Source organism: Ruminiclostridium herbifermentans (assembly GCF_005473905.2).
Lineage (GTDB): Bacteria > Bacillota > Clostridia > Acetivibrionales > DSM-1351 > Ruminiclostridium > Ruminiclostridium herbifermentans.
In genome coordinates this window covers 4,105,629-4,119,617 of record NZ_CP061336.1, presented here as the reverse complement: position 1 = coordinate 4,119,617, position 13,989 = coordinate 4,105,629, and the positions used below count along the sequence as shown (strand labels likewise).

The following is a 13,989-nucleotide window of genomic DNA, read 5'->3' as shown; positions in this document are numbered from 1 at the left end:
CATCATTTTTGTCTACTCAAGGCACGTTGAGAGTGTCGTATTGATTACAAAGCTGTAAGTGTTTATTTAAGCGGATTTCAGGAATTATAACCAAGTTGTCTACTCGACCTAAAGGACTAGAGTACGTACACGGAAACATGTCGAAGGGGTATTTTTGGGGTGAAATTTGAGCTCAAAAATTAGCAGGGTTGAGTTGACAGATTATATAACGGATTTTTTTTCATAGGGGTTGAGAAGACAGGATGGATGTAAAGGAAAGAACAAATTGGTCCATTTTGTTTGAAATCATTTCCATTTTTTTATATAATAGATTTGAATAAATGGACAATAGACAAGATTCTACTAGAGTATTAATAGGAAATATGTGGTTAGTGAGGTTAAGATATGAAATTCAAAGGAAAGATAATTTCTTATTTAAAAAATAATTGGTGGTACTTGATCCTTCTATCACTAAGTACTATATATATAACATATTACAGAGATGATATTTATCAACTAGAAAAACTTAATGCGAAAAATCTAATTTTCATTGTTTGGCTTGTTCTATTATTATTCCCTTTGTTTTCTGAAATGGAGTTGTTTGGATTAAGGCTAAAAAGAGAAATAGATAAAGCAAAAGCCGAAGTTAAAGAAAATCTAAATGATCTTCGTATGCAAATTATGGAATTAAGAATTTCTTATTCAAATGCTAATACAATAAATTTTGGAAGTGATTTTCTTCCTAATGAGCATAAACTCAAAAAATTGATTGAAGAGTTTATAACCAAATCAAATTCCAAATCTGATAATTATGGTGAAACTAGCACTATATCTGATATTGAAGAATCAAAAGGTGTGCCGAGTGACATTGATTTTGAAGTTACTGAGGAATCTATCTACTTATTCAAAGTTAGATTAATGCTTGAAAAAATATTGGCTGATTTATGTGAAAAAACAAATTATAACAGTAATAAATCAATACATGAAATGGTGAGACATCTCTATCGTTGTGAATTAATAAATTGTAAAATAGTAGATTTAATAAATCAAATTATAAAAATCGCAAACAGAGGTGTCCATGGTGAAATAGTGAGTAGCGAGTATATTGACTTTATAAAGAAAGTATTACCAGAACTTCAAAAGCAGCTTAATGAAGCCAATACACAACTACATTACTGTAATTGCCCAAGGTGTAAGTATTCCGGTTATTCTCGTTTCGAGAATGTTTGTCCTAAATGCGGTTTTACAAGTGATGAATTTTAATTTGAATATAAATAAAGCTTTTGGCGCGGAATAAGGAGGAAAATTGATAATGGCAAACAGAACTGGGACATATATCGCTTTTGATGGATTAGGTGAAACCGACCCTACCAAGTCTGACTTCAGATACTATGCTACTATTCAGGCCTGGTGTGCAAACAGTAACATTGAATTTAACATCACGAATAGCCACGAAAAAACATATGCTGTCCGTGACTCAAGTTTAAAAGCCACACTATATGCTCGAATTCAGGAAAGACTAAGGGCATCAAAAAATATGCTTGTTATTCTCACAGAGGATACGCGTTATACTGGAAGCGTGCTTTCTTACGAAATCGAGCAAGCAATTGATAACTACAAAATTCCACTGATAATAGCATATCCTGGATATTCAGCAATACTTAATGTTGACGCTTTAAATGATCTATGGCCAAAGGCTCTCGCCGATCGAATAAATAAATCTGGGACGGAAGCGATACATATTGCTTTCAAAAAGGATTGTATTTTGGACGCAATTACGCAGTTTCATGTCAATGGAAAACATTTAAGCAACGGTAAAAATTATTACAGCAAAGATGCTTATATACAATGGGGTTTAATAAAGTGAGGAGTAAAAATGATATATAGTGATAAAAAACATATTTTTGAAACAAAACTGTTTCTCAATACATCAGAATTTAACTTTAAAGTCGATACTATGTATAGAGAGATTAAAAAGATGAGGCTGTTGAAAAAGGGGTGTTAATGTTATGAGAGGAATAAGGCAAATAATATCAATGCTTCCCAAAATCCTGACAGACAGCCTCAAACTCGCATTTACGATACTTGGTGGAATAGGAATTGTTGTAGGTTTCACATCGTTCTCGCTCGACTGTATAGGCAAACTGCCTGCCCAGATTGGAGCAGTTACACTTGTGTATGTTGTACTTGTTATTGGAACGATATATATAAAGCGTAAACTTACAAAAAATCAGGTAACGTTAAATATTCGTGGTATGAAGGTTATTGTAAAAGAGGGAGATATATTCTCTGCTAATGGCTGGAAGCTTATCCCATTTAATGAGTACTTTGATACTCAGGTTGACGATATAATTATTGCACATAATTCTCTTAACGGGAAATACATAGACTCTCTTTCCGATGATGAAAAGGAAGCGCTTAAACTAGCTATTGCTACTGATAACAGAAGTCCTTTGAAGAGATATGAGTCAGCCGATGGTGCAAAGACAAGATATGAGCTGGGTACAATCAAGGTTTTTCAAGATGTTATGATGTTGGCTTTAACACATTTTAATGAGCAAAACGAGGCACATACAAACCGTGCTGAATATGAAAATACTCTTCGAAAGATGTGGAAAGAAATTAATCGCACATATCAAGGCAAACCAATAAATATTCCGCTTATCGGCGGTGGACTTACTCGACTCGACGATATGACTGACAAGCCAAATGAGCAACTGCTTAGATGTATTCTTTGTACTCTTCGGACGAGTAACGTCACTTTTGATGAAAATGTTCAAATATCTATAATTCTTACGAAAAAGGCGTTAGAAACAATAAATCTTTATGAACTGAAAGGAGAAAAATAATCATGGCTTACAGAACAAAGACGTATATTGCGGCAGACTGGGACGGAGATAAAAATGCTGTTGATAAACTATGTGAATGGAATGATGGTGAGAAATGGAGTTTATCATTTACTGATGCTCATGATCTCACTCAGGCACGGGATGATAGTTTGAACTGTAGCATCAAGGCATCCCTTGCAATAAGAATGGATGCTTCTAAAACATTTGTCTTGATTGTTGGGAGTAACACCAAAAGCCGAAGATCAGGTGAATGCACATATTGTTCGAACTTCGACAACGGTAAGTGCAAAACAGGGCATACAGTAAGTAATGATAGTTTCATCGAATATGAGTGCAAAAAGGCGGTTCGAGATAGAGAAAATATCAAAATTGTAATCCTATATAATGCGGCAACTGTTGATAAAAGCAAGTGCCCAGATATCATTAAAGCTTATGGTACGCACGCTCCAATGCAGAAAATGAAAGACGGCAAGCATTATTGGGATTATCAATCTGTCAAGAATGCAATGGGGTTATAGTGCAGACAGTGGTAACTCAAAATTACCAGTGAATTGATCCTAACAACGGATTAAAGAAGAATAGTACCGTAGACATGTTCCCGCGAACGGCGATTTTTCAAAAATTGCTGAAAAACGAATTGACATGTTCCCACGTACAGATGGTTTTTAAAACGGCCCGTAGACATCAATTCCATAAACTCGACCCACGTTGAGAGTTGCGTATTGATAACAAGGGATGAAAAGTGGTGTCGCTGAAAAGGCTGTAGATATGGGATTTATAGATTTTAAGTGCAAAAATATGGACTTGAAAATAAGCACATTTTTCAGTTCTGGGAAACAAGTCCAAGAGATCAATTTTGAGTGTGATAGAATAGAATAGATGTCGGTGCTTGCTGACAGAACAGAATAGATGTCAGGGGTTAATGACAGAACAGAATAGATGTTTTTCAAAAAATGCAGGGTTGTGAGAGCAGGTTGGATGTTGACTAAAGGATAGCGAAAATTCGCGAAATTTACAACCTCTTATATAGACAGAGGATAGGAGGATTTCCTTATGGAATATGTTGTTATTGGTATCATTGTTGTTATTGCCGTTGTTCTTGGTGGTGTATTATGGTGGAAGGGCATGAAAAACAAAAAACTACTTGAAGCAAACGTAATCCTAAAGCAAGAATCAAAATTGAATAGTTCTAAACTAAGTGAAGATGATATGAATCGCTTAATGATTCAGCTTGAACAATTGCCGTTAGAAGCCATATCTGATGAAAGAAACCTCATGGAAATTACGGATAGTAAGATTCTAGCTCGTGTTAACAATCTTGTTCCAGCGTTGTTTCAAGGAGGAAATGCCGCGGCGAACGCTGTTCAAGCCAGTGGCAAAGTGTTGTATCAAGCCGTTATACCAGCCGGAGCCAAGCTCGCTAAATCTCAAGATATGGCTGGAGCAGTTCGTGGTATTTACCATGGTGCTGAAGGCGTAAGTGGCCATGCTAATCTTGTGGCTGTAAATAATACTGCGAATGTTGCAGCTAATGCAGCAGCTGCTGCAATGGGTGTTGCATCAATGGTCGTGGGTCAGTATTATATGACACAAATCAACGCTGAGCTTAGTGAGATTAGTGAAGGTATTACAAAAATTTCAGATTTCCAAGATAATGAATATAAGAGTAAGGTGTTTGCTTTGGTAGCACAAATTCAAAAAGCAGCAAAATTCCAAGTGAATATTCTGGATAATGATGAACTTAGAATAAGCGAGATTGCTAATCTGAATAACTGGGAGCAAGAATGTATTCAGTTATTAGGACAGGCTAACCTTACAATAGCAGGTTTTTCAAAGAAAAATGATCTAGATTATGACGAATATGAGAAGGAACTCGGGGAAGCTCAGAATTGGTTCATATATCAAAAGACTTTGATGGAAGTTATGTCCAAAATAGCAGAGTTGAAACATACATTACATCTTGGAGCGGTGTCCAGAGAACAGTGCGGCGCCTTGCTTCCTATATATTCAAAACAGGTGCAGGATGCATTGAATCAATTATGCTCATGGCATCAAGTCCAGGTTGAGAAGTTCAAAATAAATGTAGAGGAGAGTAACAGAAAGCGAACGGGATTTGATAGCTTTATTCACACGATTCCGGGTTGGATAAATGAAAAAAATAGATACCGTTCCGTTTCGGAGAACACAGTGAAAAAGATAGTTGATCAGACCAATAGATATGATATTCCCCAAAAAACAGATATGATAGATCTATTCCAAGAGGATGTTAAGATCATTGCTAAAGAAGGTAAGATATATTACCTTCCACAAGAAGCAGCTCAATAAACAAAATATGCCCTGACAGCCACAAAGGTCGACAGTGCATATTTTCTTTTCTGACCTATTCTTCCACATCCACCGTTAAATCGGACTTAAATTCCACGGTAAATTTATCCTCGTAAATGGTTACTTTTTCAATCAGCCGCCGGACCAGCTGCTCATCATATTTAGTGATAGTTGCGGGCTGTTCCTGGAGGAAGGTGCTCATATCGGCTATACGCTTCTTGAGTTCATCCCTGTTTGCGTTTTCAACCATCAAGCTTCGTTTCTGGTCACGCAGGCGGTGAATCTCTTCACCAACTTTCTCATAATCAGCATTGGAACTGGCCAGTTTAAGAAGTTCTGTTTGTAGCTCTTCCAGCTTATTATCTATGTCAGCTAAGGTCTGGTCGTTTTCTTTGGTTAAGACGGTGGCGATGTTATTCCGGAGCGTGGAGAGGAAAGTATCCTTACCGCTCAGCGTATTGTTTATGGCGGTTACCAGCACTTCCTCTATGGTGCTTTCTAATACCGTCCGAGCATCGCAGAATAAGCCAGTGTTTTCCAGTCTGCTGACGCACCGCCAGACGATAGACTTTTTGCCTCGGTTATTCCAATGCACCCTGCGAAAAACCTCGCCGCAGTTGCCGCAAATGACTATCTGAGCGAAGACGTGGTTGCTGCTGAAGGTTCTGGTCTTTCCGTTCGGACTTGTGTGTACAATACGGCGGCGGATAAGCTCTTCCTGCACCTGCATGAAAATTTCACGCGGGATAATGGGCTCATGGTTATTTTCTACATAGTATTGAGGAACAATGCCGTTGTTCTTAACGCGTTTCTTTGTAAGAAAGTCAACGGTATAAGTTTTCTGCAAAAGAGCATCCCCAATATATTTTTCGTTTCGCAGGATGTGGTTTATATTGCTGGTATGCCATCTTTCATTGCCTGCTCCGTTTAAAATTCCATCAGCTTCTAATCCACGGGCTATCTTTAGCATACTAGCGCCTTCAAGGTATTCTCGGTAGATGCGTTTTCAATTTCAGCTTCCTCGGGAACAATCACTAGATGTTTGTTTTCATCCTTGGTATAACCGAGAAACCGGGCGCAGTTGATTTGGATTTCACCCTGTTGGTAACGATACTGCAGACCCAGTTTCACATTCTGACTTAAGGACTGACTTTCTTGCTGTGCAAGTGAGGCCATAATTGTTAGCAGAACTTCACCCTTGGAATCCATGGTATTAATGTTTTCTTTCTCAAAGAAGACGGGAATGTTTTTTTCCTTTAGCTGACGGATGTATTTCAAGCAATCCAACGTGTTTCGGGCAAAACGGCTGATGGACTTTGTAATGATCATATCGATATTACCGGCCATACACTCGTCAATCATGCGGTTGAATTCTTCACGTTTCTTAGTATTGGTACCGGAGATACCGTCATCCGCAAAAATGCCTGCAAATTCCCAATCTGGGTGATTACTTATGTAGGTCGTATAATGTTCAATCTGTGTTTCATAACTGGTAGACTGCTCGTCACTATCTGTAGAAACTCGACAGTAAGCTGCTACACGGAGCTTTGGCTTTTCTTCACCTTTTTTCTTTCTACCCATTAAGTTTCGTGCTGGAATTACGGTTACATTCTTATTAACTTCCATCCTTTTGTACCTCCATTTCTATCAAACTGTAGACGTATTCGGCCTGCTGAAAAGGATCATCAAATTGCTGCACGACTTCGTTTATATAGAATTCGGTGGGGAAGACAATCTCTGCTTTTTCTTTTGGTTTACGAATGCGGCCAAGCTTCTCAGCCCGCCTGGTGCGTTCCTCCTCTGCGGCAGCAAAGGTCTCATTATCGATAATCACAGGATAATATTCATTACCGAGATAACAGGTGTTTCTAAGCATCCTGCCAATACCAGAATGATAGGATTTAATGCCAGCTTTTTTTGCAGCGTTTACTAACGAATCGCCAGAAAGATAATACTGAAACAGTTTTTTTACTTTCTCAGCAGCTTCACTATCAATTATGGCTTTTCCATTTTCAATTCGATAGCCAAATGGCGTGTGGCTCATTTATCTCACCAGCCTTTCCCTTAATGTAATGCCACATTTTAGTTTAAATCCGATTTCTGTTCGGGAATATACGATAATCCGTTCTACAAAGCACTTAAAAATCTCACTGTTAAAACTGTCCAACATATTTGCCTTTGTAGTAAAATGCAGGAGTTCATTGACTTCATTTAGGTGCTGTGTATCACAGTTCAAAAAGAGGGATAAAGATTCTTTTTGACGACGCAGTCGTTCAGCCTCCTGTAACAGTTCATTATTGCTCTTATTGTAAACGGCAGGCTCCAGGTAGCCTTTTGTCATAAGACCTACCAGTACCTTCCGTTGTTCTGCGTTTTCTTCGAGCTTTTTATCAAGGTCATTCAATTTTGATATGTTGTCTTCGGAGCTGATACTGCGAAGGCCCATCAGTAGAGGCTTCAAGACAATTTGATGGCCGAAGATGAGCTTATTCATCATAGTAACAAATGCATGCTCAAAACTGGATTCGGGAATGTACTTCATTGAGCACTTCTTGGTGTCCGTAATATGATTGCCACAGCACCATGCGATATTATGTTTGCCGGTAGAGTGAATACGGCGCTTGAATTTTCCGCCGCAATTCTCGCAAATGATTATGCCTGAAAACGGATATCGATTCTGATACTTACCCTGATACTTTTCCACGCCTTTTTCTTTGCCTCGTTGTTCAATGATATCTTGTGCGGCATTAAACTCTTCATGGCTGATAATTGCATCATGATGATTTTTAATGAGATACTGGTCTTTTTCACCGTAATTGTAGTGGCGATTGAAGTGCATATCGGTGTAGGTCTTTTGAAAAATAGCATCGCCTGTGTATTTTTCATTACCGACTATTCCACGAATTGTTGTCGCCGTCCAACGGCCACCTTTCTTGGATGGAACGTCGCGGCGATTTAGCTCATCCGCAATTTTTCCGGTACCTTTTCCGGATAAAATTTCAGAGAAGATAAAACGCACTATTTCCGCCTGTGGTTCGTTTATAACCAGTTTTCCATCAGCTGTATCGTAGCCATATGGTGGATAGGAAATCTTGAAGGTCCCATTTTGAAACCTGCGCTTAACTGACCATTTGCTGTTTTCCGCAATGGATACCGACTCACTCTCAGCCAGTCCACTCAGGATTGACAGCATGAGTTCGCTTTCCATTGACCCAGTGTTGATATTTTCTTTCTCGAAGTAAATAAAAACACCGAGGTCAAGTAGCTTCCTGACTAGTTCCAAGCAGTCTGTTGTGTTTCGTGCAAAACGACTTATCGATTTTGTAACGATGAAGTCGATTTTCTTGTTCTCGCAATCGGCAATCATGCGAAGTAGCTCTGGCCGCTTTTCTTTTTTTGTACCGGTGATACCCTCGTCGTAGTAAAGACCGGCGAACTCCCACTCAGGATTTGCTTTAATGTAGGTTTCATAATGCTTTATTTGGGTGTCTAGACTTTCGAGTTGTTTATCGCTGTCTGTAGACACGCGGCAGTAAGCCGCAACTCGTAGCTTGGACTTCTCAGTTACATCAGCTGTGTTTTGACCTATTTTCGTAACCTTTTTCAAATTCTCACCTCCTTGGTCAGTGTGACATATTACCTCTAAAGCTCAGTTATATCAATGCTTTTCGGGCATAATCTGTGCCAGCGCAGGAGAGAAAGATTTTCGATTTAATAAGGTTATCTTGTTGAATTCCGACAAGGAAATAAGTCCAGATTGAAGCATGGAATCGAGCATCCGCTGTGCTCGTATATAATCAACTTCGCGCTGCAATTGCTCTTGTGTAACAGGCTTCTTTTCATATTTAATTTCTGGTATTGAGCCAATAGCAGTCATGTATTTGTCCTCCAGTCTGAGAACTCTTGTCCTCACTACCCACTGGAAAAAATGAAGCCCTTCGTACAAAAAAGAGCAAAAAAATAATGCCTACCAGAGAAATATTCTCCAGTAGGCATCATTACGTATATGTTTACTCGCTGTACTTGACGAAGGCATCCGTAAAGCCAGCAGCTTTAAGCTTGGTAAGCATAGCATCTGCGTTTGCCTTAACGGAGTACGCACCTACCTGCACACGGTAGTATTTTTTCGGAGCAGTCGGTGTGACGGGAGCGGGCGTTACTGCTGCTGCAAGCCCAGCCTTAACATCAGCACGGAAAGTATCCATGCTCTTGCCGTGCTTTGGGAACCAATTTTTAGGATCGCCATGATTTGAAGCGATACCTTTCTGATACCCCTCGTAATGTCCGATTATATCTTTCTCTGTCAGCCCATACTGTTTGCAAAGGTAGACGCAAAGTTCCAAGGCTTCCTTGTGTACGGCAGAAAAATACGAGGCATCGGTCAACCCGTCCTCGCAGATTTCAAAGCCGATGTGTGTATCGTTAGCAGAACCTCCGGCATGCCAGCCTCGGTGGTTCCAGGGCAGAGTCTGATAGGTTGCGATACTGCCATCTGCTAGTTTGCCAATAAAGGCATGTACACAGACCTGCCGCCCATCCGGCTTATCCTGATTCCAATGGTTGTTATATTGGTTCTTGCCCAACAGGCCGTCATCTGGACCAACATAGCGCTTGAGGTTTGGATTATTTGCCCCTGTTGAATGCACCATGATGCCCTTAGGAGTGATAGTTCGGCCCGCTTTGTAGCAAGCATTGTTGGTCAAAATGAGTTTATGAAGGTTCATTTCGTTTCGCCGTCCTTTCCATGAAGCTGTGCCAGCACATCTTTTAACTTTTCAGGCACAGGTAACCCAATAGCCGTGGCATTCTCAACAAAAGAAATACCCTCGTTAGCAATGTAGAAGAAGATAATCGCTGTACGAAGCGGTGCTCCCGTGCCGCCGAGCAGGTAAGTGTCAATGAGATGACCAATACCGACCACAAGGAATATCGCTACCTTCTTGGCGATACCCTGTGCTCCGATTCGGCTGGAAAGTTTCTTTTCCACAATTGCACGAAGCACACCAGTGATGTAGTCGACAACCACAAAGGTGATGAGTGCATAAAGGAAACCGTCCAATCCGCCTAAATACCAGCCAAGGGTTCCTCCAATGGCTGTAAACACAACCTGAATCCAATTCCAAATCTCTTTCATATTCGTTTTCCTCCTGTTTAATTGCATAAAAAACACCTGCTAAAATAAGCAGGCGCAAATGCCGATATGAATGGTCATTTTTAACTCTGTTTCGGGAGTGCCTCCCACAGCCGTAAGTCTTCCTGACCGAGTGACCATAAGGCAAACCCACGCAAACCCCATCGGTATGCCGCTTCATTTGCCCAGTAGACGATCGAATCTACATCTTGGTAGTAGACGATACCAAAACCATCCCCATCGCCGAGGAATATCCTCGAGCACCAGACGTTGATATCGCGCGGTGTGAATTTTGCAGTATAGTCAGCGTTGCAGGGAATGTATAGCATCGCTGAATGTACGAAGTCGTAGTCCATCGAGATATCCTCACTTCGGGTAGAGGATTCCTCCACGTCTGAAGACAGCGTGAATACCTCGAATTCACTGTCCCATGTCACGTTACTCCGGGCGATCCTGCCGTAAGTTTCGGTAGTACAGTTTGGCATCGTCACATCAAAGGCTTCATACGGTTCGTAAGTCCAGGCATCGCCTAAACGCAGAAGTTCACACTTGATTTCATTGTCCGACCGAATGCCACAATAACCGCTTGTCGGTGATACCGTTGCCGTGAAGCGGAGGGTGTTGCTGTTGCCGGAATAGACCCTCACGCGGTTGCCGCGTTTCCTCATTTCGATGAGATACATATTGGGGTTTGTTCGGATGTCGGAGGCGGGTGTTTTAGAGTAAGCTGAACCATAACTGCCGAGCAAAACAGATCCTTGATAGAGTTCCACTTGCTGCGTGTCAATGTTGATACAACAGAGGATGTTGCCAATAAACACCCCAGCACGCCCGCTTCCGTTATGAGGGAAAGCAAGCCGAGCTCGAAGATGAACATCAGAGAAACTGTCATATCTCCAGGCAAGCTGGCCACTACCTTCCAGCTGTGAGTAAACCCTGCCGGTTGCATATTCATCGCTTCGCCAGACTGCCCAATTGCCTGAAAGCGTAGTCCAGTAAGTGCTTTGCAGTGTGATGGGGTCCCGGAAGTCCTCATACCACACTAAAGCCGAGTCGGGTTTTCTTCGAAGAATCTCGGTGGTCAGCTTGAAGCCTTTGTCCGGAACAGCCATACTCCCGTTCACGTCCTTGAAACTGCGCGGTGAGAGTTCAAAGGTAGCTGAACCCGCTGAGGGCCGTTCTGAAAACGATGAGCAAAGACGAAAGCCATATAATTGTGCGCCAATCACACCTCCGTCAACGGTGATGGTGTGTTCTCCTGCCGACAAGCTGTGCCCTTTGGCAAGAGCCACCCAGAAGGTGCTTCTCCAATATGGCCACCATAGGCGGCTTTCGTAAAATCCGACCGAGGAACCGTCAAGTGAAATGTTGATACCGTTCTTATCCCAATACGGAAAGCAGATACGGACGGCAACATCATAAACTCCCGATTGCGGAACGGTAAAATCGTAGGTCGCTGTACCTGTTTCTGATGAGAGCGTAATCATTCCGTTGCCAATAACCACACCCTCTGTATAACTATCCGGCACACCGTCCCGGTCAATATAGATTGTGCCAAACTCTGCCTTTTGTGTATAAAGTTATAATTAATAATGTACAAATAATATTAAATAAAAATGTACAAATGGTATGATTACAGGGTACAAAAGGAGGTACCCTAATGATTATCAAAAGTAGTATCATAACAGATTTAAATATTCAAACTGTCAAGGATCTTTATAAGTTAAAACCATTTATGGAGGACACAACATTGAAGGTTAATAAAAGCCAGATCGCAAGGGAACTTGATGTCGATAGGCGTACAGTTGATAAATACATTAATGGCTTTCATAAGGCCAAATCCAGAGAATGCGTGAATTGTATCACTGCTTACTATGACATTATCGCAGAGCTTCTATCTGATAACAGCCAGCAGATATTTTATTACAGAAGAGTTTTATGGCAATACCTAGTAGACAATCATTCTTATGAAGGGTCTTATGTGAATTTCTGCTACTATCTAAGAAAATATCCTGAACTAGACTCATATTTCAAAAAAAGCAGACCTTCAAACGCAAATAACGTAACCATACGTTATGAAACAGGAATGGGTCAACAAGCACAACTAGACTGGAAAGAGTCTATACGATTTACTCTTTCAACAGGTGAAATAATAGAAGTAAACATATTTGTATTATTGCTGTCATACTCACGTTTTAGAGTATACAGGGTATCTCTATCAAAAACACAGGACATATTATTTTCATTCCTTGATGATGCGTTTAACACGTTTGGAGGTGTTCCAAGTGAGATTGTCACCGATAATATGAAAACAGTTATGGATGAGCCAAGAACAGAGTATACAGAAGGGAAAATAAATATAAAATTTAAGCAGTTTGCGGATGATTATGGTTTTAAGGTGCACCCTTGTATTGCAGGAAGACCAAGAACAAAAGCCAAAGTAGAAGCACCAATGAAACTACTTGATGAGATAAGAGCCTACAATGGAAAACTTGATTACAAGGAACTTAATGAGTTGGTCACACGAATAAATAACAGAGTAAACATGCAGGTAAATCAAGGTACAGGTCGTATTCCATTAATGTATTTCAACAAGGAAAAAGCTTTCTTAGGAAGCTTACCAGCCGATACCATAAGAAAGCCTTATCAAATAACTCCACATAAAGTAAAAGTAAATTCATCCAGCATGTTCAACCATAATGAATGCCAGTATTCTGTACCACCAGAATACATTGGAAAAACTCTTACTTTACAAGTGTATGATGGTTACATACATGTTTATTATAACATAGAATTAATAACTATCCATACCCTTAGTAAAAAGAAACTTAATTACCTTAATGAACACTATACTGCTATAGCAAGAAAATCGCATGCATTTAAGGAAGAAAATATAAATGAGCGGGCAAAAGAAAACTTACAGGTTATAGGAGAAGTATACAGTTATGAATAACAGTACATACAAACAGTTATGCAGGAATATGGAGATTCTTGGCCTTGGGCAAATGGTAATTCATCTTGATGAAATATCTAATTTTGTGACATCCAACAATCTTTCGTTTACAGAAGGACTACTGAGACTTAGTAATTACGAAGTTGATTTTAAGGAGGCCAAAGCATCTAGATCTATGATTAAAGCAGCAGCATTTCCTTTTGTAAAGGAATTGAAAGATTATGATTTCAATTTTCAGCCGTCAGTAAATCAGCAAGAAATACAAGAACTTTGCACGCTTGGTTTTCTTGAAAGAAATGAGAATATAGTATTTCTTGGTCCAAGTGGTGTTGGAAAGACTCATCTGGCAACATCAATAGGAATAGCTGCAGCAAAGAAACGTACTAGCACATATTTTATCAAATGTCATGATTTATTGCAGCAACTAAAGAAAGCAAAACTGGAAAACAGACTTGATGTAAGACTCAGACACTTCTGCCATTACAGACTACTTATCATTGATGAACTTGGCTACTTACCCATTGATAAAGAAGATTCTAATATGTTTTTTCAGCTTATAGATATGAGATATGAGAGAAAAAGTACCATTCTTACAACAAACATGAATTTCAACGAATGGGATGGTGTATTCTATGACGCAGTTGTAGCCAATGCAATACTTGACAGGGTATTGCACCATGCACATGTAATATCTATATCTGGAAAGTCATACAGATTAAAGGATCATATGAAGCAAGGAGAATAGTTGTACA

General features: G+C 40.0%; 12 protein-coding genes and 2 pseudogenes. 7 read left to right on the top strand and 7 right to left on the bottom strand.

The genetic code is table 11. The features are described from left to right. Positions 1-384: 384 nt before the first annotated feature. The 5 genes from EHE19_RS16825 (at position 385) to EHE19_RS16800 (ending at position 5,153) form a co-directional block, all read left to right on the top strand. Positions 385-1,242 (top strand): hypothetical protein, encoded by an 858-nt coding sequence (locus EHE19_RS16825; RefSeq protein ID WP_137698994.1) that lies wholly within the window; start codon positions 385-387, stop codon positions 1,240-1,242. A 49-nt stretch (positions 1,243-1,291) separates the two neighbouring features. After that, positions 1,292-1,846 carry a TIR domain-containing protein gene (locus EHE19_RS16820; RefSeq protein ID WP_137698995.1) on the top strand — a complete coding sequence of 185 codons (555 nt, stop codon included), beginning with the start codon at positions 1,292-1,294 and terminating at the stop codon, positions 1,844-1,846. Positions 1,847-1,988: 142 nt separating this feature from the next. Further along, a complete protein-coding gene (locus tag EHE19_RS16815) occupies positions 1,989-2,828 on the top strand; it encodes a macro domain-containing protein (RefSeq protein WP_137698996.1) in 840 nt (279 codons plus the stop codon). 2 nt (positions 2,829-2,830) lie between these two features. Beyond that, positions 2,831-3,346: a TIR domain-containing protein gene (locus tag EHE19_RS16810; protein ID WP_137698997.1), complete on the top strand. Its 516-nt coding sequence runs from the start codon at positions 2,831-2,833 to the stop codon at positions 3,344-3,346. A gap of 535 nt (positions 3,347-3,881) precedes the next feature. Further along, positions 3,882-5,153: a hypothetical protein gene (locus EHE19_RS16800; RefSeq protein ID WP_137698998.1), complete on the top strand. Its 1,272-nt coding sequence runs from the start codon at positions 3,882-3,884 to the stop codon at positions 5,151-5,153. A 55-nt stretch (positions 5,154-5,208) separates the two neighbouring features. On the opposite strand, the pseudogene EHE19_RS16795 reads toward EHE19_RS16800, so the two are convergent. The 7 genes and pseudogenes from EHE19_RS16795 to EHE19_RS16765 all read right to left on the bottom strand — a co-directional run. Next, positions 5,209-6,779 (bottom strand): annotated as a pseudogene (locus tag EHE19_RS16795) (recombinase family protein). Further along, on the bottom strand, positions 6,769-7,197 hold the full coding sequence (locus tag EHE19_RS16790) for a serine integrase family protein (protein WP_137698999.1): 429 nt from the start codon (positions 7,195-7,197) through the stop codon (positions 6,769-6,771). Before EHE19_RS16790 ends, EHE19_RS16795 begins: the two are co-directional and overlap by 11 nt. After that, positions 7,198-8,760, bottom strand: coding sequence for a recombinase family protein (locus tag EHE19_RS16785; protein WP_137699000.1), 1,563 nt, complete (start codon positions 8,758-8,760; stop codon positions 7,198-7,200). Positions 8,761-8,811: 51 nt separating this feature from the next. Further along, positions 8,812-9,030 (bottom strand): SHOCT domain-containing protein, encoded by a 219-nt coding sequence (locus tag EHE19_RS16780; protein WP_137699001.1) that lies wholly within the window; start codon positions 9,028-9,030, stop codon positions 8,812-8,814. A gap of 133 nt (positions 9,031-9,163) precedes the next feature. After that, positions 9,164-9,877: an N-acetylmuramoyl-L-alanine amidase gene (locus EHE19_RS16775; RefSeq protein ID WP_137699002.1), complete on the bottom strand. Its 714-nt coding sequence runs from the start codon at positions 9,875-9,877 to the stop codon at positions 9,164-9,166. After that, complete coding sequence (locus EHE19_RS16770) at positions 9,874-10,287, bottom strand: phage holin family protein (protein WP_137699003.1); 414 nt, start codon at positions 10,285-10,287, stop codon at positions 9,874-9,876. The genes EHE19_RS16775 and EHE19_RS16770 overlap by 4 nt, the downstream gene beginning before the upstream one ends. 80 nt (positions 10,288-10,367) lie before the next feature. Continuing rightward, positions 10,368-11,855, bottom strand: a pseudogene (locus EHE19_RS16765) (glycosyl hydrolase family 18 protein); the annotation flags it as partial. Between the two features lie 89 nt (positions 11,856-11,944). Here EHE19_RS16765 and istA point away from each other — a divergent pair. Beyond that, complete coding sequence (gene istA, locus EHE19_RS16760; protein WP_190530366.1) at positions 11,945-13,237, top strand: IS21 family transposase; 1,293 nt, start codon at positions 11,945-11,947, stop codon at positions 13,235-13,237. Then, positions 13,230-13,982: an IS21-like element helper ATPase IstB gene (gene istB, locus EHE19_RS16755; protein WP_190530324.1), complete on the top strand. Its 753-nt coding sequence runs from the start codon at positions 13,230-13,232 to the stop codon at positions 13,980-13,982. Before istA ends, istB begins: the two co-directional genes overlap by 8 nt. Positions 13,983-13,989 lie beyond the last annotated feature (7 nt).

Excerpts from the sequence above, each read along its gene's own strand:
- EHE19_RS16790 (WP_137698999.1), bottom strand. The coding sequence starts at position 7,197 with ATGAGCCACACGCCATTTGGCTATCGAATTGAAAATGGAAAAGCCATA.
- istB (WP_190530324.1), top strand. The coding sequence starts at position 13,230 with ATGAATAACAGTACATACAAACAGTTATGCAGGAATATGGAGATTCTT.
- EHE19_RS16775 (WP_137699002.1), bottom strand. The coding sequence starts at position 9,877 with ATGAACCTTCATAAACTCATTTTGACCAACAATGCTTGCTACAAAGCG.
- EHE19_RS16825 (WP_137698994.1), top strand. The coding sequence starts at position 385 with ATGAAATTCAAAGGAAAGATAATTTCTTATTTAAAAAATAATTGGTGG.
- EHE19_RS16800 (WP_137698998.1), top strand. The coding sequence starts at position 3,882 with ATGGAATATGTTGTTATTGGTATCATTGTTGTTATTGCCGTTGTTCTT.
- EHE19_RS16770 (WP_137699003.1), bottom strand. The coding sequence starts at position 10,287 with ATGAAAGAGATTTGGAATTGGATTCAGGTTGTGTTTACAGCCATTGGA.
- EHE19_RS16820 (WP_137698995.1), top strand. The coding sequence starts at position 1,292 with ATGGCAAACAGAACTGGGACATATATCGCTTTTGATGGATTAGGTGAA.
- istA (WP_190530366.1), top strand. The coding sequence starts at position 11,945 with ATGATTATCAAAAGTAGTATCATAACAGATTTAAATATTCAAACTGTC.
- EHE19_RS16810 (WP_137698997.1), top strand. The coding sequence starts at position 2,831 with ATGGCTTACAGAACAAAGACGTATATTGCGGCAGACTGGGACGGAGAT.
- EHE19_RS16815 (WP_137698996.1), top strand. The coding sequence starts at position 1,989 with ATGAGAGGAATAAGGCAAATAATATCAATGCTTCCCAAAATCCTGACA.
- EHE19_RS16780 (WP_137699001.1), bottom strand. The coding sequence starts at position 9,030 with ATGACTGCTATTGGCTCAATACCAGAAATTAAATATGAAAAGAAGCCT.